The following is a 21,409-nucleotide window of genomic DNA, read 5'->3' on the forward strand; positions in this document are numbered from 1 at the left end:
AATACCCCGAGCCCAGGCGCTCCAAAATAGACTGGAAACATGACGTATTTAATTGCGACCCACTCGCAATTGTTTGCCCTGACATTCGACGAAAACTGGCGCATCCTCGACGCACGCCCCCTCGCCACCGGCCATCACTATGGCATCGGATTTCTGCGCAACGATCAGTACGATGCGGTGCTCGTCAAGCAAGACGACCGCAAGGTACGTGTCCTCGACCGGCAGACGCTCGAAGAGGTGGCCGACCCCATCCCCTTCCTCGGCGAAACGGGTGCGATCCACCAGATCAGCTGTGTAAACGACGGTATCTACTTTACGAATACCGACTTCAACAACATCGTCTACCAGACGCTGGATGGATCGACGTACCACTCGTACCATTTCGAGGGCAAGAGCTTCGACCACAACCACATCAACTCGGTCTTCCCGTGCGGCAACCAGATTTATGCGCTGTTGCATAACAAGGGCCGCACGTTGACCGAGCTGGCGGTGCTCGACCACGACCCGAGCGCCGGCTTTACGTTCCGGCACTCGATCAGCATCTGGGACCACGGTTGCCACAACGTTTTCCTTGAAAAGAACCGGCTGTATTACAATGGGTCTTCGACCGGCCAGTTCGTCGTGGCCGACCTCGAGACCCAGGAAGTCATCACCCGTCTCTCCTATCCCGGCCACACGAAGGGGATCTCGGTGGTGGACAACCAGATCGTGATCGGCTTCTCGGAGCACGCCGAGCGCGGCGCGCGCGACAAGACGCGGGGCTACCTGGCGGTCATCAATCAGGATACGCTCAAGGAAATCGACATCATCGATCTGGATGATATCGATCTGCCGCTGCCCGTGGGCAACATCAACGAAATCCGATGCATTTCGGGCGGAGAACGCTCGCATGCGGCGGAGCAGCCGTTGTCGATCGACTGGACGCGCATCCGACTGGCCCGTCGCAACCCGGCGGAGTTCTTTATGAAGCATGTCTCGCTGTACGCGGCCAGAAGCCTCAAAAAGCTGACCGGCAACAAGAAGCTTTAAACGCCGGCCGGCGCGGTCGATACTTCCACGGCGGCGCATGGCCGTGGCTTTCTGCGAAACCCACGGTCGTGTGACGAATTGGAAAGGTACAGACGCCGCATCCTGGATTCGTGTAGTTTACCGATCGCTGGGCCATTCCCTTGCGGATGCCCGTTGCCCATCCCCTTGCAGCCGCAACGCAGCCTCCTTCCATCTCAATGTCCGAAGCCATCCGCATCACAGCCGTCCTTGCTTGCCACAACAGGAAGCCGCTGACGCTGAAGTGCCTGGAGATGTATTTCGGACAGACCGTGCCGGACGACGTCACGCTCGCGGCCGTCGTACTGGATGACGGGAGCACCGACGGGACCGGCGAGGCGATCGCGTCCTCCTTTCCCGGGGTGCGCCTGCTGGAAGGCGATGGCTCGCTGTACTGGAACGGCGGGATGCGCAGCGCATTCGCCGAGGCGATGTCCATCGGATCCGACTACTACCTGTGGCTCAACGACGACACGCAGCTGTATCCGGGCACCCTCCGCGGGTTTCTGGATACGCTCGGACAGCTCAGAAAGGCCGGCTACGAGCAGAACATGCTCGTCGGCTCGGTGCAGGATCCCGAAACGGGATCGCTCACGTACGGCGGGTCCGTGCGGAGCAGCACCTGGCACCCCCTGAAGTTTGAGCTCGTCGAACCCGTCGACCATCCGCTTCCCTGCGTGATCATGCACGGCAACTGCGTGCTGATCCCGGATGCGGTGGCCCGGAAGGTCGGCAACCTGGACGACGGCTTCTCGCACGCCATCGGCGATATCGATTATTCGCTGCGCGCCGTCCAGGCCGGCGTGTCCGTCTGGATCGCTCCGGGCTATTGCGGCACCTGCGCGACCAATCCGGTAGACGGGAGCTGGCTCGATACGCGCCTCACGCTGCGGGAGCGCTGGCGCCAGGTAACCGGTCCGAAAGGCCTCCCTCCTCGCGAGTGGATGTATTTCGCCAGAAAATACGCCGGCCTGCTCTGGCCGCTGTACGGGTCATTACCTTATGTCCGCATGACGGTCTCCGCGCTGACCGCCCGATTGGGACACCGCCGCCTGCGCCCTATCGCCTGAACGACCGCGCGTCCGGCTAACCGTATTCTGACATCTACCTATCCGCATGGTCTACGTCGTCACACCGGTATTCAATCGCAAGGCGATCACCCAGCATTTTCTGGCGTGTCTTCAGCAGCAAGACTACCCCGATATTCGGACGGTCATCGTGGATGACGGCTCGTCCGACGGGACGTCCGACATGATCCGCGCCGAGTTTCCGACGGTGGACATCATCGCCGGCGACGGCAACCTGTGGTGGACGGGCGGCACCAACGCCGGCTTGCGGCACGTGCTGAAACAGGCATCCGATGACGACTTCGTGCTGATCATCAACGACGATCTCGAGTTTGACCGGACGTATGTCAGCCGGCTCGTCGCCTACGCTCGTCAGCACCCGCGCACGCTCGTCGGCTCGGTCGTCGTCGATATCGAGACGGAAGATACCATCTGGGATGGCGGCCGGATCACGAACTGGTTTACGGCGAAAGACCGGGTGCTGCATGTGGGCAAGCGGCTTTCCGAGTTCGCCGAGGATCACGCCGTCGAGGTCTCCCAGCTGACCGGCCGCGGCATGCTGGCGCCCGTCTCCGTTTTCAAGGAAATCGGGCTGTACGACGAGGTGCACTTCAAGCACCGGGGCGATACGGAATTCCCCGTTCGCGCCGCGCGCCGCGGGTACCGTCAGGTGGTGTATTACAGCGCCGTGGTGCGCAGCCATGTAAACAAGACGTACGAGTTCGACGTGAAGGAGGTCTACCGGCTGAGCGATGCCCGGCGTTATTTCTTCGACTTCCGCTCGTCGTTCTGGGTCAAGTTCAGATTTTATTTCGCGCTCAAAACAGCCACTTCCCCGATCCAATTCCTGTCATTTTTTACGTGCGACATGATCCGTGTAACGGTACACTTCCTGAAGCGCCTCCGGCTCACCGCCTGAGGGCCGGCCCCTCTCCCGAACGCGGCGCGGCAGGGCGCGCGGGTTCGCCCTATGACCATTGTGATTCATACAGACCCTAAGGGTTCATGAAAAGGAATACATCCCGCAAGGAGCGGTGTCTGTTTATCGTCTGGAAGGGGTATCAGCGACGCGCCGAGGTGCTGGCGCCGCTTTTTGACGCCGAGATCAAGTGGATCCCCCACCTCTTCCGCAGCAAGCGCCTGCGGCCGCTCGATTATCTGTACAAGCTCATCGTAACGGTTTTCCACATCCTTCGGACGCGCCCGAGCTACGCGATCGTCCAGGCGCCGCCGCACTATGCGGCGCTGCCGGCGATCATTTGCAAGCTGCCGTACATCCTCGACGCCCACAACGGGGTCTTCCAGTCCTACTGGCACAAACTCCCGTTATTCAACACCGTCATGCGCCGCGCCAAGGCCGTGCTGGTGCACAATCCGGAGGTGCTGGACCTGTTCCACACCGACTATCCGGAGAAGCCGTTTTTCGTCGTGGCCGATCCGCTGCAGCGGATCGAGGTTCAGGGCGCGGTGCGTGAGGACAGCAAGATCCTGTTCATCTGCTCGTTCGACCCGGATGAACCGGTCGACACCATCGCCGAGGTGATCGAACGCGTGCCGGACATGACCTTTGTGATCACGGCCGATCTCAAAAAAATACCGTCGGCGATCCGGCAGCGGATCGAGGCGTGCAAGAATGTCCAGTTGACGGGTTTCCTGAGCACGGAGGACTACCATCGGATGCTGTGCACGAGCACGGCCGCCATCGCGCTCACGAACATGGTCGCGACGCAGCAGTCCGGCGCCTGCGAAGCCCTTTCGTCCAACACCCCCTTGATCGCCAGCCGCTCCACCCTCTCCGAGACGCTCTTCGGGGAATGGGCTACCCTGGTGGAGAACACGCCGGAGGCCATCATCGCCGGCATCCGGAGTCTCAATACGGAGCCATTGCATCTCGAATCGTACCGATCGTCCTGGAATCAGCAGGTGCGGGCGGGCGTGATCTCGGTCCTCGAGGACGCGATGCACGTCCCGGCCGGCGGGACGGAAACGAACGTTCGGGAGCGCCACCTCGCCTCCTGACCCGGCGTCGGAGCGCCTCGAAGCGCTTTCCCCGGGCGTTTGCCGCCATTTCGACTTGCGCAGGCGAAATAAGCGGACGAGCCGGCCCATCTTTTTTCCCGGGACCCCTTCGCCGGGATCGAGTTTGGCATAATTATGCCTTAGCAGAGTGGTGTCACTGAACACGACGGAAAGCCCCCCTCCCGTCCAACGCATCCTCTGTTTTGTCGGGATCCGAGATCCAGAACGATTCCCCCCGACGTTACCTTTCTACTCGACAACGGTGAATGTCTATGCGATTTAATCGAATCGTGTACCTATTCGCTCTTCTCCTTACCGCTCTTCTCGTACCCCCCGCTTCCGCTCAGCAGTGTTACCTCCAGCAGGATTGTGGGCCAGGCAATATGTGCGGTGCAAACGGCACCTGTCAGCCTGTGCGTGTGGTATTGACGGCGGGAGGAGGCGTGATCCACTGGGTGGACGCGGCCAAGGGCAGCAATTCCAACCCGGGCACCGAGACCGCGCCCTGGGCAACAGTCAAATACGCCGCCCAACATAGCAGCGTACAACCCGGGGACGCCATCCTCATCCGGGAAGGGGTCTATTACGGTGAAATCATCCCCGCGCGTGGCGGCACGAGCGGAAAACGGATCGCGTACGTCGGCTACCCGGGCGAAGACGTCGTCATCTCGGGCGCCACCCCGCTGGCCGGGACGTGGACGCTCGACGGCGGCAGTGTCTGGAAAATGACCTGGACGTTGCCGCCGCTCTGGGTGCGCCGCGTCAACGACGGCGTGCCACAGGACGACGATGCGCGCCGTAGAGACGTGGTCATCGCGGACGGGCAGATGCTCAAGGCTGTGTATACCCGCGCCGATGTCAAGGAAGGGACCTTCTTCCTGCAGGGCTCGCCCGACAATCCGAACACCCTCTTCGCGTGGCTGCCCAACGGCAAGAACCCCAACAATGCGAAGATGGAGACGAGCCGGTCTAACAACCTCTTTACGCCGTCCGGCAGCGAATCGAACTGCAACGTCGGCGAGGAGCGCGGCTTCTTCCATTTTGTGAACCTGACGTTCCGGCACACGGCGAACGACGGGCTTACCGGCGCGATTTGCGTCGGCAGCGAAGGATCGCTCATCGAGAACGTGACGGCCGAATGGAACAACGGCGCCGGCATCTTTATGCGGGGCAATAACCACGTGGCACGCGGCGTGTACGCCTTCAGCAACGGCATGAGCGGCATCCGCGGCGAATACTGCGACCGCTGCCTGCTCGAATATGCCGAGAGCCGGTACAACAACTGGAAGGGCTACAAGCCGTTCTGGGAGTCCGGCGGCGGAAAGTGGCTGTACACGACCAACTCGACGTTCCGTTACCTTACGTTCTCGGATAACGAAGGGCCCGGCCTCTGGCTCGACACCGAGAATTACAACAACGTGATCGAGCAGAGCGTCTTCGACAACAACTACGGGGTCAACCTCTTCCTCGAGCTGTTGACGAACAACACCATCGTCCGCAACAACGTGATGACGCGCGCGCGTTTTGCGCGCCCTTCCTTCTACGGCTACGGCCTGCTCGTGCATGCGGCCAACAGCAACGTCATCATCCATAACACGATGATGGCCAACGAAGGCGGGGGCATGCGCATCCGGGCGGATTACCGCGCCAAGGCGACCGGCAATCGGTATTACAACAACCTCTTCGTCGCCAACACGAAGATCGTGCTCAACTCCGACCACAAGTCGAGCGAGCTCTCCTTCGAGGAACACGCCAACGTGGACGACGCCCGCACCAACAAGGGCGACGGGAACGTGCTCTGGTATCGGAATTACGCGACCAACGAATTCAACACGTTCCAGTTCAGGCCGGCGAACGGTGCGAGCGTCACGAAATCGTCGAGCCTCAAAGACTGGCAGAACGCCGCGCAGACCGATTACAATTCGATGGTAGCGGACCTTTCGAAGCCGCACGTGGTTGACACCACCGACATGGTGAAGGGCTGGAGACTGGCCGACGGTTCGCAAATCATTGGAAAGGCGGTTGCATTGCCTTCGGATATACCGCCGCTTCTCGCCGACTTCGACGGAGACCCTCGCCCTGTCACCAGCGCGGATCCCGGCGCCGATCAGTTTTCGAACGGCGCCCCGGACGACACGAACGCCGGCGTTCCCGGCGACGCCTCCGGTAACGGGCTCATAACCGCGCTCGACGCTTCGCTGGTGCTCCAGCATGCGAGCGGACTGCTGGATCTCTCGGGACGCGCTTCGGCCGACGCCAGCGGCGACGGCGCCGTCACGGCGTTCGACGCGTCCCTGATCCTCAAATACATCACGGGCTATATATCCTGCTTCCCGGCCGATCCGGCCTGTCAGTCCTCAGGTAAGCGATCGCTGTGAGGTGGGATTCCGCCACGTCGATGCCGGCGCAATGAATACTAGGCGCACCATTCGAGCATCGGCACCAGCCGTCAATGCGCGCACCGGCCCGCGGTTTGCGCCCATCGCTGATCCTACAGACTATGAGAGTATTGTTATCGGCCTATGCCTGCGAACCGAACCGGGGATCGGAGGAAGGCTTCGGCTGGAACTGGGCCACCCATCTGGCGAAGCAGGGACATGAGGTCTGGGTGATGACCCGTCCCCTGGCGCGCGAAGCGATCGAGCGCGCGATGGAGGAGGCGCCCATCCCGAATCTGCATTTTGTTTTCGTCGACATCCCGGCGCGCTATAAGCGGTTTATCAAAGGCCTGTTCGGCGTCTACGCGCACTACTTCCTGTGGCAGCGCGCCGCCTTCCGTCAGGGCCGGGAGATTGTCGCGGAGCAGCCGATCGACCTGGCGCACCACGTGACGTGGGGCAGCCTGATCGGCGGCTCCTGGCTCTGGCGGCTCGGCAAGCCGTTCGTGTTTGGCCCCGTGGGCGGCGGCCAGGTCGCGCCGGCGGCGTTCTCGAGGTACTTCCCGACGCGGTGGCGCCAGGAGGCCATCCGCACCCACATTACGGAGCGGTGGCTCCCGCATCTGCGCGCGACGCGGCGGATGCTCCGGAATACGACGCTGCTGCTGGCCACGAACAGCGAGACGCTCCGCATCGCCCGGCGCATGGGCGCGCGCCGGACCGAGCTGTTTCTGGACACGGGATTGCCGGCCTCCTACTATGCCGCCGAGCCGAAACGGCGCTTCCGCGACGACACCGCCCACATCCTGTGGGTCGGGCGCCTCCTCGAGCGGAAAGCGCTCCGGCTCTCGCTGGAAGCCGTGGCGAAACTTAAGATTCCGTTCCGGATGACGATACTCGGCGATGGCCCGGAGGAGGTACACGTACACCAATGGATCGCCGAATTGGGCCTGACAGACCGGGTGACCTGGCCCGGACGCGTGCCCTGGAACGAGGTGCAACGCGCCTACGAAGAACACGAATTATTTCTTTTTACGAGCCTGCGGGATTCGTTCGGCTCCCAGTTATTGGAGGCCATGAGCAATGGCCTCGCTGTCGTAACGCTCGACCACCAGGGTGCGCATGATTTCGTGCCCGACAACGCCGGCCTGCGCGTCCCCGTAACCTCGCCCGAAGCGACGGCCGCCGCCCTCGCTGCCGCCATCGAAACCCTGTACCGGCAGCCGGAGCGGCTCGAAGGCATGAGCCAGACAGGGCTCGACTTCGCGCGTTTGAACGAGTGGACGCTCAAAGCCGAACGCGTTACCCGGTTATATGAGACGATCCTGGGGAAAAAGGTCGAACAGGAATCGGTTCACGGATATTCATGACCTCTTTATCAGCCATAGCGGTGTCTTTTTCAGCATTTTGCCGGGGCTGATACGAAGAATCGGGTGTGTATCCTACTGCAGCGTATCATCGACTCTCTCACCGTCAATCCGTATGCATAGCGCCACCAGGGACAGTCGCAACATCCTCAACATGCAGGTTGATGTGACGAGTTATCCCGACGCGACGCAAAAAGTAGTGCGCTGGGCCCAGGAAGGCCGCGCCCGCTACGTATGCGCGGCCAACGTGCATATGGTGATGGAGACGCACGACGACCCGGCGTTCAGCCAGATCGTGAACAGTGCCGATCTCGTCACACCGGACGGGGTTCCCCTCGTCTGGGCGCTCCGGCTGATGGGCGTCGATGAAGCGACCCGCGTTTACGGTCCGGACCTCACGCTCCACGTGTGCGAGGAGGCCGCCCGGCAACGCATCCCGATCGGGTTGTACGGCGGGACGCCGGAAAGCCTCGAAGCTTTCGAGTCGTTCCTGACCGAACGATTCAAGGGCACGCAGATCGGTTGTAAAATCGCCCCACCGTTCCGTCCCTTGACCCCGGAAGAAGACGCCCAGTATACCCGGCAGATTAATGAATCCGGCGTACGCATCCTGTTTGTAGGCATCGGTTGCCCGAAGCAGGAGAAATGGATGGCGGAGCACAAAGACAAACTACATGCGGTCATGTTAGGCGTCGGGGCCGCATTCGATTTCCATACCGGCCGCGTGCGTCAGGCGCCGTCCTTCCTCCAGCGACTGGGTCTGGAATGGGCGTTTCGCCTGGCCATGGAGCCACGCCGGCTCTGGAAACGCTATATGAAGCACAACCCTCGCTTTGTCGTGCTGTTTCTGCGACAGTTGCTCGGACAGCGTGCCAATACTGGCGACAACAAGAAACGATAACCAAAAAAAGAAAGGATGAGTACTTTGACCCTGATCGAACCTCACGGTGGTGAACTCTGCGAGCTCCTGTTGAAGGACAAGAACTTGGATGCCGCGATTCAGGAAGCCATCAATCTCCCCTCCATCACCCTGACTGCGCGTCAGCTGTGCGACATCGAACTGCTCCTCAACGGGGGCTTCTCGCCGCTGCGCGGCTTCATGTCGCAGAAGGATTACGACCAGGTCGTGGACTCGATGCGTCTGGCCGACGGAACGCTCTGGCCGATGCCCATCACGCTCGATGTGGACGAAGCTACGGCGAAGGATTACAAGGGCGGCGACAAGATCGCGCTCCGTGATCCGACCGGCCTGCTGATCGCGCTCATCACGGTTTCCGACGTGTGGAAACCCAACAAGGAGCGCGAGGCGGAAAAGGTCTTCGGCTCGCTCGACAAGAAGCATCCGGCGGTCGCCTACCTGTTCGACCAGGCCGGCGCCTACTATATCGGCGGCACGCTCGAAGGCGTTCGCCTGCCGATCCATTACGACTTCATGGAGCTTCGCCACACGCCGCGGGCCCTGCGCGCCGAATTCGAAGGCCGCAATGCCGAAAAGGTCGTTGCGTTCCAGACGCGTAACCCGATGCACCGCGCGCACAAGGAGATTTCGGACCGCGCCGCGGCCGAAGTCGGCGGGCACCTGCTGATCCACCCGGTCGTCGGCCTGACGAAACCGGGCGATATCGACTACTTCACCCGCGTGCGCTGCTACAAGAAGCTGCTCAACCACTACCCCGAGCACCGCGCTCACCTGAGCCTGCTTCCGCTGGCGATGCGCATGGGCGGTCCGCGCGAGGCCGTCTGGCATGCGATCATCCGCAAGAACTACGGGTGCACGCACCTGATCGTCGGCCGCGACCATGCCGGCCCGGGCAACGACAGCACCGGCAAGTCGTTCTACGGCCCGTACGATGCGCAGGAACTCGTCACCAAGTACGAAGGCGAGCTCGGCATCAAGATGGTCGACTTCAAGATGATGGTGTACGTGCCCGAGCTGGACATGTACAAACCGGTCGACGAAATCAAGGAAGGCGAGAAGACGCTCGACATCTCCGGCACGGAACTGCGCAAGCGGCTCCAGGAAGGCAGCGAAATCCCCGCCTGGTTCTCGTACCCGGACGTGGTGGAAGAGCTGCGCACGACGCATCCTCCGCGGCATCAGCAGGGCTTCACGGTCTTCTTCACCGGCCTCTCGGGCTCGGGTAAGTCGACCATCGCCAACGCGCTCATGACGCGCCTGCTCGAGCACTCGGGCCGGCCGGTGACGCTGCTCGACGGCGACGTCGTCCGCACGCACCTGACGAAGGGCCTCGGCTTCACGAAGGAAGACCGCTCGACGAACGTCCAGCGCATCGGCTACGTGGCCAGCGAGATCACCAAGCACCGGGGCATCTGCCTCAGCGCGCCGATCGCGCCGTACGCCGATGACCGCCAGGCCAACCGCGACGCGATCAGCGCCTACGGCGGCTACATCGAGGTGTATGTCGACGCCTCCGTGGAAGCGTGTGAAAAGCGCGACACGAAGGGCCTCTACGCCAAGGCGCGCGCCGGCCTGATCAAGGGCTTCACCGGTATCGACGATCCGTACGAAATCCCGGAAAACGCGGATGTCGTCTGCTCGACCGAGACCGAAACGATCGACGAGAGCGCGGAAAAGGTGCTCCGCAAGCTCTTCGAACTGGGCTATCTCCGCAAGGAAGACTGATCGTTCGATCCCGATGCTGTGCCGAACGGACGGAGGAAGCCTGCTTCCTCCGTCCGTTCTTTTTTCGCGCCGGCCGCGTCCGCTACACGCGCCCGGCGATACGACGGATCGGGTACTGGAGGGCGCCGCGCATCACCCACTGACGCGGTTTCGGACTCATTTCTCTAGGCCCCCCGTCCACTTCTGAAGGCGCCGGATCCCGGCCGTTTTCTTTCCCCTGAATGGATCGTATTGCCGTGTGCGACGTACGCAGGAGATCTTTCGTTCGACGCCACCCACGGTCTCATTTTTGATAAGTAGGTTTCAAAACACTGAGCTCTCATGAACATCGCCATTATCGGAACTGGGTACGTAGGCCTCGTATCGGGAACGTGTTTCGCCGAGATGGGCAACGAGGTGGTTTGCGTCGATATTGACAAATCCAAGGTCGACCGTCTCAAATCGGGCAAATTGACCATTTTCGAGCCGGGCCTCGAGGTATTTTTCGATCGTAACCTCCGCGAGGAGCGGCTGCATTTCACGACGTCGCTCCTGGAAGCCGTGCAGCACGCCGAGATCATTTTCCTCGCGCTGCCGACGCCTTCGGCGGACGACGGCTCGGCAAACCTTTCCTACGTGCTCGGCGTAGCGGCCGACATTGCCGAGTTGCTGCGCAAGGATCCCGCGCTCGGCTACAAGGTGATCGTCAACAAAAGCACCGTGCCCGTCGGCACGGCCGACAAGGTTCGCGCTGTACTCGAAGCGCGCGAGCTGGTAGTGGGCGAACACTTCGACGTCGTCTCCAATCCCGAATTCCTGCGTGAAGGCGTCGCCGTAGACGACTTCATGAAGCCCGAACGCGTCGTCATCGGGTCGACCAGCCCGCGCGCGGCCGAGTTGATGCATTCGCTCTACGAACCGTTCGTCCGCCAGGGCAACCCGATCCTGGACATGGACCCGCGGTCCGCCGAAATGACCAAATATGCCGCGAATTCCTTCCTCGCCACGAAGATCACGTTCATGAATGAGATCGCGAACCTGTGCGAGAAGGTGGACGCCAACGTGGACATGGTCCGCGTCGGCATCGGCCTCGACAGCCGGATCGGGAAGCAGTTCCTGTATCCGGGCATCGGGTTCGGGGGCAGCTGTTTTCCGAAGGACGTCAAGGCGCTCAAGTATACGGCCGATGAATACGGGTACACCTTCGCGGTGCTGAACGCCGTGCTCGAGATAAACGAGGTCCAGCGCGGCCTGCTCGTCGACCGCGTGCTGAACCACTTCGGCGGCGACGTCCGCGGCAAGAAAATTGCCATATGGGGGCTGTCCTTCAAGCCGAACACGGACGATGTCCGTGAGGCGCCGGCGCATGTCATCATCCGGGGCCTCCAGGCGCACGGCGCGGACATCCACGCCTTCGACCCCGAGGCAATCCAGACGACGCGCGCCGAACTCGGCGACACGATCGCGTATCATGAAGACAGTTACAGCGTGCTCGACGGCGCCGATGCGCTCGTGATCTGCACGGAATGGAATGAGTTTCGCCGCCCTGACTTCGATAAGATGCGTGGCATGATGCGCCAGCCGCTGATTTTCGACGGGCGCAATCTGTATAAACCCGAAACGATGGCTAACAAAGGATTTACCTACTTTTCGATCGGACGCCCTCACGTTCCCGCGAACGTGAACGCCGTTGAAATGCAGCGATAGATTCCTGATTTGGCGTAGCAGTAACGGAATATGAAACGTACACTTGTCACAGGCGGGGCCGGCTTCCTGGGTTCGCATCTTTGCGACCGCTTTATCCAGGAAGGTCACGAGGTTCTCTGTGTCGATAATTTTATAACAGGCCGGCCCGATAACATCGCGCACCTGATTGGCAATCCGCAGTTCACGTTTATCGAGCTGGATGTAACCAACTACATCTACGTCGAAGGACCGCTGGATTACATCCTGCACTTCGCGAGCCCGGCTTCGCCCGTGGACTATCTGAAATACCCGATTCAGACGCTCAAGGTCGGCGCGCTGGGGACCCACAAGGCGCTCGGCCTGGCCAAGGCGAAGGGCGCCCGCTTCCTCCTCGCGACCACGAGCGAGGTCTACGGAGACCCGCTGGTGCACCCGCAGTCGGAAGAATACTGGGGCAACGTCAACCCGATCGGGCTCCGCGGGGTCTACGATGAGGCCAAGCGCTTCGCTGAAGCCATGACGATGGCCTACCACAGGTACCACGGCGTGGACACCCGGCTCGTGCGCATCTTCAACACGTACGGCCCCCGGATGCGTCTCGACGATGGACGCGCCCTGCCGACGTTCATGAAGCAGGCGCTCAACGGCGAACCCATCACCGTATACGGCGACGGCAGCCAGACGCGTTCCTTCTGCTATGTGGACGATCTGATCGAGGGTATCTACCGCCTGCTGATGAGCGACGAAACGGGGCCGGTCAACATCGGCAACCCGGATGAAATCACGATCCTGGACTTTGCCCAGGAGGTGATCTCGCTCACGGGTAGTCAGAGTGAGATCATCTTCAAAAACCTTCCGGACGACGACCCGAAGGTGCGCCAGCCGGACATCAGCAAGGCCCGGCGTATCCTGAACTGGTCGCCCCAGGTCGAACGCCGCGAAGGGTTGCGCCGCACGCTGGCCTATTTCCGTCACGAAGAAGCGGCGATGCACCAGCATTGATAGCTCCTTCCGTCGTATTTTCATGCCGGATGCCTGCTCTCGCCGCCCCACCGGGTCAGCGGGGCGCGCATCCGGCATGATGCGTTCAGGGAGGCGGGCTCGTGTGCTCAGGGCTCGCGTCTTTTCGCGTCGTCTTTTTCGGCGCGAGGCGCATCTGACACGACTGTCGAGGTAGCAGACGGCGTAAGCGATGAGCCCATCGGCTACGGGTTACGTAGTCCAATCGAAAGCGCCACCGTTCGCCAAAGATCGTTTCCGATACGCCTCAACATCCTGTTGGCGCATGTCGCTTGCGCTCAAGGTTGAACGGTCTGCCCGGGTGAACCAGTATCTTTGATTACACTTCACCCCCAGGTCTGCACCCGGAGTCTGTACCCACTTCCAACTCTGCCGCGGTACAGGCGCCCAGGTCACTCATTTTGTTTAAGGTCATAGTAGATGGAACTTGTAGAGGTACTTTCTGAGCGCACCTTTTACGAACGGCTTCCACGTAAAGGTGAATGGCTGGTGTCCTATCTCAGGCATCGGCTCCAGAATATCCTCGTTCTCGCGGCCAGCGACATGATCGCGATCGTACTCGGCTTCCTGCTCGCCGGCTCGATCCGTTATTTCTGGCAAGGCGCCCTGCTGATCCCCGAATGGGCCTGGTACCTGATTCCTGCCTGGTGGGTGGGATCGGCCGCCACGCACCTGCTGCCGAGCTGGGGTCTTGGGCCCGTGGAAGAGCTTCGCCGCACCACCCTGCTGCTCGTCGTCATCTTCGCCGGCGCCGCCGTGGTGCTCTTCATCAGCAAGCAATCCGAATCCGTCAGCCGTATCACGCTCACGCTGTCATTCATGTTCAGCGTGTTTACCGTGCCGCTGGTACGGTTGGTGGTGAAGCGCCTCCTCATCAAGCTGGGATTGTGGGGGCTTCCGACCGTAATCTACGGGGGCGGCGAGTTCGCCGAACGTATCGTGCGCTTCCTCCAGGCGGAAAAGGGGCTCGGCTACAAACCGATCGGCATCTTCGACGACGATCCGGCTTCCTGGAATACGGCGCTGCTGAACGTCCCCATCGAAGGCGGCACCAACCTGGTGACGCCGGAGGCCTCCGTGGCCATCCTGGCGATGCCGAGCATGACAAGCGCCCGCGCCACCGAACTCCTCGAAGGCCCGCTCTCCTATTACCGGTCGGTGCTCCTGGTACCGAACCTGCTGGAGACGCCTTCTCTCTGGGTCAAGCCGCGCGACCTGAGCGGCCTCCTCGGTCTGGAGATCACGTCCAACCTCATCAACCCGTTTTCGCGCGTCGCGAAGCTGACGTTCGACATCACGGTGGTGCTGCTGACCAGCCCGCTCTGGTTTCCGGTCTGCGCCCTGCTGGCGCTCCTGATCTACATGGAGGACAAACAGAGCCCGTTCTTCCTGCAGGAACGCGTGGGCCGCGGCGGCCATATGTTCAGGACGTTCAAATTCCGCACGATGGTGCCGAATGCCGAGGCGGTGCTTCGTCAGAAGCTCGAAGAGGATGAAGCGCTGCGGACGGAATGGGAGACGTTCTACAAGCTGCGCAAGGACCCGCGCATCACGCGCATCGGCCGGCTGCTGCGGCGCACCAGCCTCGACGAGATCCCGCAGCTGTTCAACGTGCTCCGGGGTGAAATGTCGCTCGTGGGCCCGCGTCCGTTGCCGACCTATCACTGCAACGAACTGCCCCGTCGTGTCCGCGAGCTGCGCGAACGCGTCCGCCCCGGGATCACCGGGCTGTGGCAGGTCTCCGGCCGGAGCGACACCGGCAATGAAGGGATGGAGCAGTGGGATCCTTACTACGTGCGCAACTGGTCGCTCTGGCTCGACGCCGTCATCCTCTTCCGCACCATCTCGGCCGTGCTCAAGGGCTCCGGCGCCTACTGACGCACCAGCCGGATCGCCAGCACGCCGACGCCCACCTGCATGGCGCCCAGCGCGACATAGGCGCGACGGTCGTATCGCTCGAAGCCGGCGCGCAACCTCGGATCGCCGTCCTCCGCATAGGCGTCGTACCGGGAGTCGGCCTTCATCTTGTAATGCACCGCCAGGACGCCCGACGCGATGGCGGCACCGCCCAGCGCCAGGTTCAGCCATTTGCTACGCGTGCGTCGCGCCAGTTCCTGTCGCGCATCCAGCGCAACGATCGCCGTGATCGGCTCCAGATCGGCGTCGAGCCGATTCCAGACGCGGTCCCCGGGCGTAAATCGCTTCAATTCGTAGCCGTCTTTCTGGACCAGCAGCATGCCCATGAGCGGATCCGGCGCCGTATACAGCAGCGGCGTCGTCCCCAGCAGCGCGCGCCCGTCCGGCGTTTCGAGGAAGACATTCGCATCGAACGGCACCGTCTTGATCGAATAGTGATACATGAAGTCGAGCGCGACCTGCAGGGTGTCGACCGTGCGGAGGTCCACCGGCATTTGCACGGGCGTCATGGACCACACGTCGGCGGTCGGGTAGATGAGCCGAAGCTGCCTCGTCGCCCGGGGCACGAGAAAGAGATGCGTTTCCGCCTTGCCCAGGTAGAGCGAGTCGGCGTAAAAGAGGGCTTCCGGCGTGTTGCTTTCCAGCTGGACGACGGCGAAGGATTGGCCCCACGCCGGCGTCAGCGAGCCGAGCCAGCCCAGGAGAAGCAGCGCCGCCAGGAGGCTGCGCGGTGAGCGACGTCGTTCGTGCATGTTCATTCGGTTACAGGCATTTCCTGGGGCATCCTGAAGGCGACGATCCGCTGCGGCTCGGAAAGGACGATCAGCAGATCGTCCGCCGCCGCCAATGCGGAGGTGACGCGGCCCGGCATCTCGTACTCCCATAGCCGGGCGCCCGTGTTGCGGTCGAGCGCCAGCAGCTTGCGTCCGAGCGTGCCGACGAACACCGTCTGGCGCGTCAGGAGCGGGGCCGCCGTGATCGGGGATTCCACTTCCGCCACCCACAGCTCCGATCCGCTGTCGGCGCGGAGGGCGCGTAGCCGGCCGTCGGTCGTCCCCACGACGAGCACGCCGTCGCGGTGGTCGTAGGCCGTCGCCGAGAAACGGACGGTCGTATCGGGCAGCGCCAGGGTCCACCGCGTGGCGCCCGTGCGCGCATCGATCCCGAAAAGCCGGCCGCGCGTCGTCGGCACGAGCACGATATCGCCGGCCATGCCAAGTCCCTGATAGACGGGCGAGCCGAGATCGCGGCGCCATTGCCGCTGCTCCCGCACCACATCGACCGCATACAGCACCCCGTTTTCATTCGCCACGTACACGACCGGCCCTTCCGCCACGGGTGCGCCGATGACGTAGGCCATCGAATCCAGCGCGTGCGTCCACCGCTCCTTGCCCGATGCCGTGTCGACCACGCGGAGCATGGCCGTGGCGTCGACGACGACGGCGAGCGAGTCGAGCGTCAGAACGCCGGCCTGCACGGCAGCCTTCCTGAGTTTCCATCGCACCTTGCCCCGGCCGAGATCGTACCCGTACAGCGACGCTTTACGTTTGGCGCCGGGAACGATCAGCATGTTGTCCGCGATCGCCATACCGCCCTCGACCGGCGCGTCGAATTTCGTGCGGCCGACGCGCTTTCCCTTCTCCCCATCCAGCACCAGCAGCTGCCCTTTCCGGTTCGCGATGAGCACCAGATTCCCGGTGATCAGGGCCGAACCGGGGCCGGCGCCGGCGCCCAGATCGTGCTCCCACACTTTTTCGAGCGGCGGCTCGAGGCGCAGGTCGGCCATGGACGAGCGCGCCAGATCCGCCCCGGAAATCGCCCAGTCTTCGGGCGTCACCGTGTGCGTTCGGGAGGAAAACGAGGAGCAGCCCGTGATCAGCAGCGCGAAGAGACTCGCGGCAAACGCGACACGGACCAGGGTGCTAGAAGTCATAGCCGAAGAAGAACTGCTTGAACAACCGATCGGATCGCTGCCAGTCGCGGTAGGCGTACCCGATGTCGTACCGGAGCACGAGCCCGCCAAACAGGTTCATGCGAAGCCCGAGCCCCGAGGCCGCGAGGGTCTCGCCGGACCGGATCGACAGCTGCCGGTCGTTGTAGCCTTCATTCCAGGCGTGCGCGGCGTCGAAGAACAGCGCGCCCCGGAGGTTGGCCACGCCGAACGGCGTCAGCACCGGGATGTAGATGGTCGGATTGTTCAAAATCGGGAAGCGCAGTTCGTTCGATACGAACCACATTTTTTTGCCGCGCACGCTGAACAGGCTCTGCCCACGCAGATCCCAGCTGCCGCCCAGGATGAAGAGGCGCGCTTCGCGGCCGTGATTGAGCCGGCCGACGAGCCGGGTCGCAAACGTGAGCTGCCGGCTCAACCGGAGGTATTGCCGGATGTCCGCCATCAGGCTGTAATAGTTGACGTTCGAATAGCGGACGTCCGTCGTGTAGCCCAGCGTCAGGTTGGCGCGCCAGCCCTGGACCGGGCCGTTCATGCCATACAGCGTGTTGTCGTGAACCAGCGAAATGGCATTGGAAAGCAGCACGGCCTCCCGGTCGATGCGCTCGACGGGGATCTCACGATGATTCCAGTTCAGCGACGTGCTCAATTCGACGCGCTGGAACATGGAGATCGGATAGCTGACGGCGCCCACGCCGCCATAAATCGTCTCGTAGACATACGGGAAAACGCTCGGCGCGTCCGGATCCGTGATGTCGTAGCGTTCGCCGCCGTACCGGTAGAGGCCGTAGGAGTAGTTGGTCCGTCGATGCGTCTGGACCCGGGTGACGGCCACGTTCATGCTCTGCAAAAAGTCCTGCCTCGACCGTCCGAGATTAAACACCGTCAGATACCAGCGGTCGTCGCTCATCAGGTCGGACACCGCCACCAGCGCGCCGCCATACGTACCGAGCACCTGGTTCTGGCTCACGGCGCCCTGGGCGACGTCCAACGAATACTTTCGCTTGTACCGGTTGGTGCTCACCTCGCTCCGGGCATCGATCCGCTCGAACGCCCAGTGCTCACCCGACTGCGTCACCGGATGCTCGATCTCGGTCTCCGGCGCTCGTAGCAGGGAATCCGCGCCGGCGAGCGACCGGATCGTGAAGCTCATCTGCTCGAAGCTGGTGAAGATGATCTCGCCATCGCGCGTCCATACCGGGTCGTAGGCGGCGGTCGTGATGTTGGTGAGCCGGCTGGCCGTCCGCGTCAGGGTCGGCGTTGGGATCAGCGGCTCGACGGGCGTCAGGGACGCCGAGGCCACCGCCGGCGGAACGCCGATCTCGGCGGTCATGTCGATCGCCCAGATGTTCTGGGCGCCGTAGCGGCCCACGCTGTCCGGACGCGCGCTGGTATAGAGCAGATGCCGGCCATCGGGCGTCCACTGCGGCGAAAAGTCCGACTGGTTTCCGAACGTGACGTACCGAATCGAGCCGTCGGTGAGGTCGTAGGTAAACAGGTTGTACGCCCCTTCGTCCCCCGTCGACGTCCGGTCGGACGAGAAGGCGATGAAGCGGCCGTCGGGGCTCCAGGACGGGTCGCGCTCGTCGTAGCTGTCGTTCGTCAGTTTCTCCAGCGAGCGGGTCCGGGTGTCGAACCGGTAGAGGTCGTTGAAACCGCTTTTGTTGATCGACGAGAACGCGAGCTGCTCGCCCGTCGGATCCCATGTGGGCGAATACACCGCGATGAGGTCCTCGAACTGGTAGGAATGAAGCAGTTTATCCGCCTCGAGGTCGTACACGTGCAGGCTGTTGCTGCCCCCGCTCTTGGTAACGAAGGCCAGCTTGCCGTCCCGCGAAACGCTGGTGCGGCTTTCGAAGAAATGGAACGCCTCGAATTTCTGGTCGCGTTCCCCCTTGATAAGGATGCGTTCCTTGCCGACCGGTCGGTACGTGGAATCGAGCTCCACCTCATAGAGGTTGGTGTAGCCGGTCCGGTTGGCGATATAGTACACCTTCCTCGTGCCATCCTGGAACTCGTAGAACGCCGGCTTCGAGCTGAAACCGGGACGCGAGAGCGCCTGGGTCACGAGCGACGGCGGCGAGGCCTCCTCCAGCTCCGGATAATACTGGGCCTTCATCCACTCTCCCCAGCGATCCGAGATCCGGGTAAACTTCTCGTGGAGCGTAATTTCGAGGACCTTCCGGAAATCCGTCTCCATCCAGAAGTTCTCGATCAGCCGCAGGATCTTCTCTTCGCCGTAGGTCTCGGAGATGAATCGAAAGACCGCCTCCCCCTCCTTGTACATGAGGTACGAGCCGCTGATGCGGTACATGCTTTCGAGCGGCACCAGATAATTCGAGAAGATGGCATCCCGCATCACCATCTCGTGCTGGTAGTCGGGCTCGCCGGACCAGTACTCGGCCAGCCCCTCCGTAAACCACAGCGGGGGCAGTCGGTTGGCCGGAATCCGGTAGTCCTTCATGACCCGCAGCACCTTGACGAAGGTGAACACATGCACCAGTTCGTGGCGGATCACGCGACGGAAACGGTGAATATCGCCGTTCGAGGGGATGACCACGCGTCCTTTCAGAAACTCAAAAAAACCGCCGACCCCATCCGGTATGAAGCCCGGCGTCGTGTTCGTCTGCTTGAAGTGGAGGTTGGACGAATAGAAAATGAGCGGCACGCGGTGGTTGAGCGTAAAGCTGAACCGGTTTTCCAGTTCACTGAAGACCGTTTCGGCAAACTGTGCCCCATACTCGGCAAGTTCCTGCATCTCGGGATAATACATCACGTCGAAATGCTCGGTCTTCAGGACCTGCCAGTCGAAGTTCTCGTACTGAATTTTGTTGCGGCCGAAGTGATACTGGGCCTGCGCCGGCTGGAGCAGGGCCACTATCCCGATAAGTAATGCGCCAACGCCTCGCCGGAATCTCACCATGGTGCAAGGTCAATCTCAGGGTGTATGGGCCAACGCCGCCGCGATGACAGGACGGGCCTGCCGGATCGCCGCGGACTTCATAATATCTTGTTCTCTGGCTACGAAAGACAGGCAAATCTCGTTCCCCGACTTTCCGGCCGCCGGCCACATGGTAAATACGCGTGAGCGCGCCGGCATGCCTACCGCGGCGGCCAGAGCGAAACGGGGGCGGAAGCCTCGGCCGGCTCCCATCCCCGTTCCGTATCCTGCGACGCGCCGGGTCAGACCCTGGCCAGGGCGTCTTTGAGCTGGTCGATCAGCCCGATCGGCGTCGGGTCGACGTTCCGGAGATACGCGGCGTACAGACTGACCCAGTCGCCGAGGTTGATGAGCGAGGTCATGCGCGTGAGGCGATGCTGTCCTTCCGTCGACACCTCGGTCCAGCTGCCGGCCCGCGACGCGATCAGCGAACGCGTGACGTCCATGCGATGCTGGATGCGGGGATGGTCCTCGCGGTCGCGCAGGACAACCACGCCCATCCGGTCGTGCAGCGTCGGTGCGCCGGTCTCCTCCCACCCCATGATCTCGTTGTGATTGAGTTCGGGATAGAGGTTGCCGGCGGCGAGCATCTTGCTGTTTTCCTGGAACTGGCCCCGCCAGCGCCAATTCACGGCCTCTAGCAGCCCATTCGCGCTGTACACCACCGGAAAACGATCGAGGAGGCCTTCCGCGACCGTGCGTGCGAGATGCGAGACTTCCAGGTTGGCATAGCGCTCGGTCTGCTTGCGGAGCAGGGCATCCGCCTCGCCCCACGCCTCGTCGGGCACCTGAATCAGGCCCATCTTGCGCGCGAAGACAAAGAGGACGGAGAGCGAGTACCCCAGGGCGGCCCGGGGCGGCATCCCGCCGGGAATCTGGGCGTAGGGCAGCCCGTGCTTGCGGGCCAGGTCGAGCAGGGCGCCGCCGGAGGCGATGCACACGATCGTGGCCTTGCGGGCGAGCGCCTCCTCGAAGCCGGCGAGCGACTCTTCCGTGTTGCCGGAGAAGCTGGACGCCACGACGACCGTGTTGCTGTCGATCGACGCCGGCAACGCGTAGTGGCGCACCACCTGGATGGGGATCGGCGACTGGTCGACCGCATAGCAGCGCAACAGGTCGCCCGAGATCGCCGAACCACCCATGCCGATCACGACGAGTTGTTTCTTCTTCGTCGCATCCAGCGTGAGCGACACCTCTTCGGCGATGGCGCGTCCCTGTTTGAAGTGGTCGGGAAAGCCGGAGACCAGGTCGAACATGCCCCTGGTGTCGATCCGGCGAATATCGGAGAGGCTCAAATCATTTCTGGCTTGCATGGAATACTTCCTCAATTGAATCAAACGAAGAGCATGGACTGGCGCCGAGTCGGTGCCGGCATGACGGACAGGAATTCAGA

General features: G+C 62.3%; 15 protein-coding genes. 11 read left to right on the top strand and 4 right to left on the bottom strand.

What is annotated here, in order from left to right; genetic code table 11:
- Positions 1 to 39 precede the first annotated feature (39 nt).
- From R2834_00205 to wbaP, 11 genes are all read left to right on the top strand, one after another.
- Positions 40 to 1,029 carry a hypothetical protein gene (locus R2834_00205; protein MEZ4698721.1) on the top strand — a complete coding sequence of 330 codons (990 nt, stop codon included), beginning with the start codon at positions 40 to 42 and terminating at the stop codon, positions 1,027 to 1,029.
- Between the two features lie 197 nt (positions 1,030 to 1,226).
- Positions 1,227 to 2,117, top strand: a complete 891-nt coding sequence (locus R2834_00210; protein MEZ4698722.1) for a glycosyltransferase family 2 protein — start codon at positions 1,227 to 1,229, stop codon at positions 2,115 to 2,117.
- Between the two features lie 46 nt (positions 2,118 to 2,163).
- Positions 2,164 to 3,033 (top strand): glycosyltransferase family 2 protein, encoded by an 870-nt coding sequence (locus R2834_00215; GenBank protein MEZ4698723.1) that lies wholly within the window; start codon positions 2,164 to 2,166, stop codon positions 3,031 to 3,033.
- A gap of 86 nt (positions 3,034 to 3,119) precedes the next feature.
- Positions 3,120 to 4,133, top strand: a complete 1,014-nt coding sequence (locus tag R2834_00220; GenBank protein ID MEZ4698724.1) for a glycosyltransferase — start codon at positions 3,120 to 3,122, stop codon at positions 4,131 to 4,133.
- A 413-nt stretch (positions 4,134 to 4,546) separates the two neighbouring features.
- Positions 4,547 to 6,511, top strand: coding sequence for a right-handed parallel beta-helix repeat-containing protein (locus R2834_00225; GenBank protein ID MEZ4698725.1), 1,965 nt, complete (start codon positions 4,547 to 4,549; stop codon positions 6,509 to 6,511).
- A gap of 122 nt (positions 6,512 to 6,633) precedes the next feature.
- Positions 6,634 to 7,881, top strand: a complete 1,248-nt coding sequence (locus tag R2834_00230; GenBank protein ID MEZ4698726.1) for a glycosyltransferase family 4 protein — start codon at positions 6,634 to 6,636, stop codon at positions 7,879 to 7,881.
- 112 nt (positions 7,882 to 7,993) lie between these two features.
- Positions 7,994 to 8,779: a WecB/TagA/CpsF family glycosyltransferase gene (locus R2834_00235; GenBank protein MEZ4698727.1), complete on the top strand. Its 786-nt coding sequence runs from the start codon at positions 7,994 to 7,996 to the stop codon at positions 8,777 to 8,779.
- 15 nt (positions 8,780 to 8,794) lie between these two features.
- Positions 8,795 to 10,522: a bifunctional sulfate adenylyltransferase/adenylylsulfate kinase gene (locus R2834_00240; GenBank protein MEZ4698728.1), complete on the top strand. Its 1,728-nt coding sequence runs from the start codon at positions 8,795 to 8,797 to the stop codon at positions 10,520 to 10,522.
- A 321-nt stretch (positions 10,523 to 10,843) separates the two neighbouring features.
- The gene (locus R2834_00245) at positions 10,844 to 12,208 is read left to right on the top strand and encodes a UDP-glucose/GDP-mannose dehydrogenase family protein (GenBank protein MEZ4698729.1); all 1,365 of its coding nucleotides are present in this window, start codon (positions 10,844 to 10,846) and stop codon (positions 12,206 to 12,208) included.
- Between the two features lie 30 nt (positions 12,209 to 12,238).
- Positions 12,239 to 13,189 carry a UDP-glucuronic acid decarboxylase family protein gene (locus R2834_00250; GenBank protein ID MEZ4698730.1) on the top strand — a complete coding sequence of 317 codons (951 nt, stop codon included), beginning with the start codon at positions 12,239 to 12,241 and terminating at the stop codon, positions 13,187 to 13,189.
- Between the two features lie 507 nt (positions 13,190 to 13,696).
- Positions 13,697 to 15,085, top strand: coding sequence for an undecaprenyl-phosphate galactose phosphotransferase WbaP (gene wbaP / locus R2834_00255; GenBank protein MEZ4698731.1), 1,389 nt, complete (start codon positions 13,697 to 13,699; stop codon positions 15,083 to 15,085).
- On the opposite strand, the gene R2834_00260 is transcribed toward wbaP, so the two are convergent.
- The 4 genes from R2834_00260 to R2834_00275 all read right to left on the bottom strand — a co-directional run bounded on the left by R2834_00260 (position 15,079) and on the right by R2834_00275 (position 21,329).
- Positions 15,079 to 15,876, bottom strand: coding sequence for a hypothetical protein (locus R2834_00260; GenBank protein MEZ4698732.1), 798 nt, complete (start codon positions 15,874 to 15,876; stop codon positions 15,079 to 15,081). The genes wbaP and R2834_00260 overlap by 7 nt on opposite strands.
- Before the next feature lie 2 nt (positions 15,877 to 15,878).
- Positions 15,879 to 17,057 (bottom strand): PQQ-binding-like beta-propeller repeat protein, encoded by a 1,179-nt coding sequence (locus tag R2834_00265; GenBank protein ID MEZ4698733.1) that lies wholly within the window; start codon positions 17,055 to 17,057, stop codon positions 15,879 to 15,881.
- Complete coding sequence (locus R2834_00270; GenBank protein ID MEZ4698734.1) at positions 17,047 to 19,998, bottom strand: BamA/TamA family outer membrane protein; 2,952 nt, start codon at positions 19,996 to 19,998, stop codon at positions 17,047 to 17,049. Before R2834_00270 ends, R2834_00265 begins: the two co-directional genes overlap by 11 nt.
- A gap of 260 nt (positions 19,999 to 20,258) precedes the next feature.
- The gene (locus R2834_00275; GenBank protein MEZ4698735.1) at positions 20,259 to 21,329 is read right to left on the bottom strand and encodes a bifunctional phosphoglucose/phosphomannose isomerase; all 1,071 of its coding nucleotides are present in this window, start codon (positions 21,327 to 21,329) and stop codon (positions 20,259 to 20,261) included.
- Positions 21,330 to 21,409 lie beyond the last annotated feature (80 nt).

Source organism: Rhodothermales bacterium (assembly GCA_041391505.1).
GTDB lineage: Bacteria > Bacteroidota > Rhodothermia > Rhodothermales > JAHQVL01 > JAWKNW01.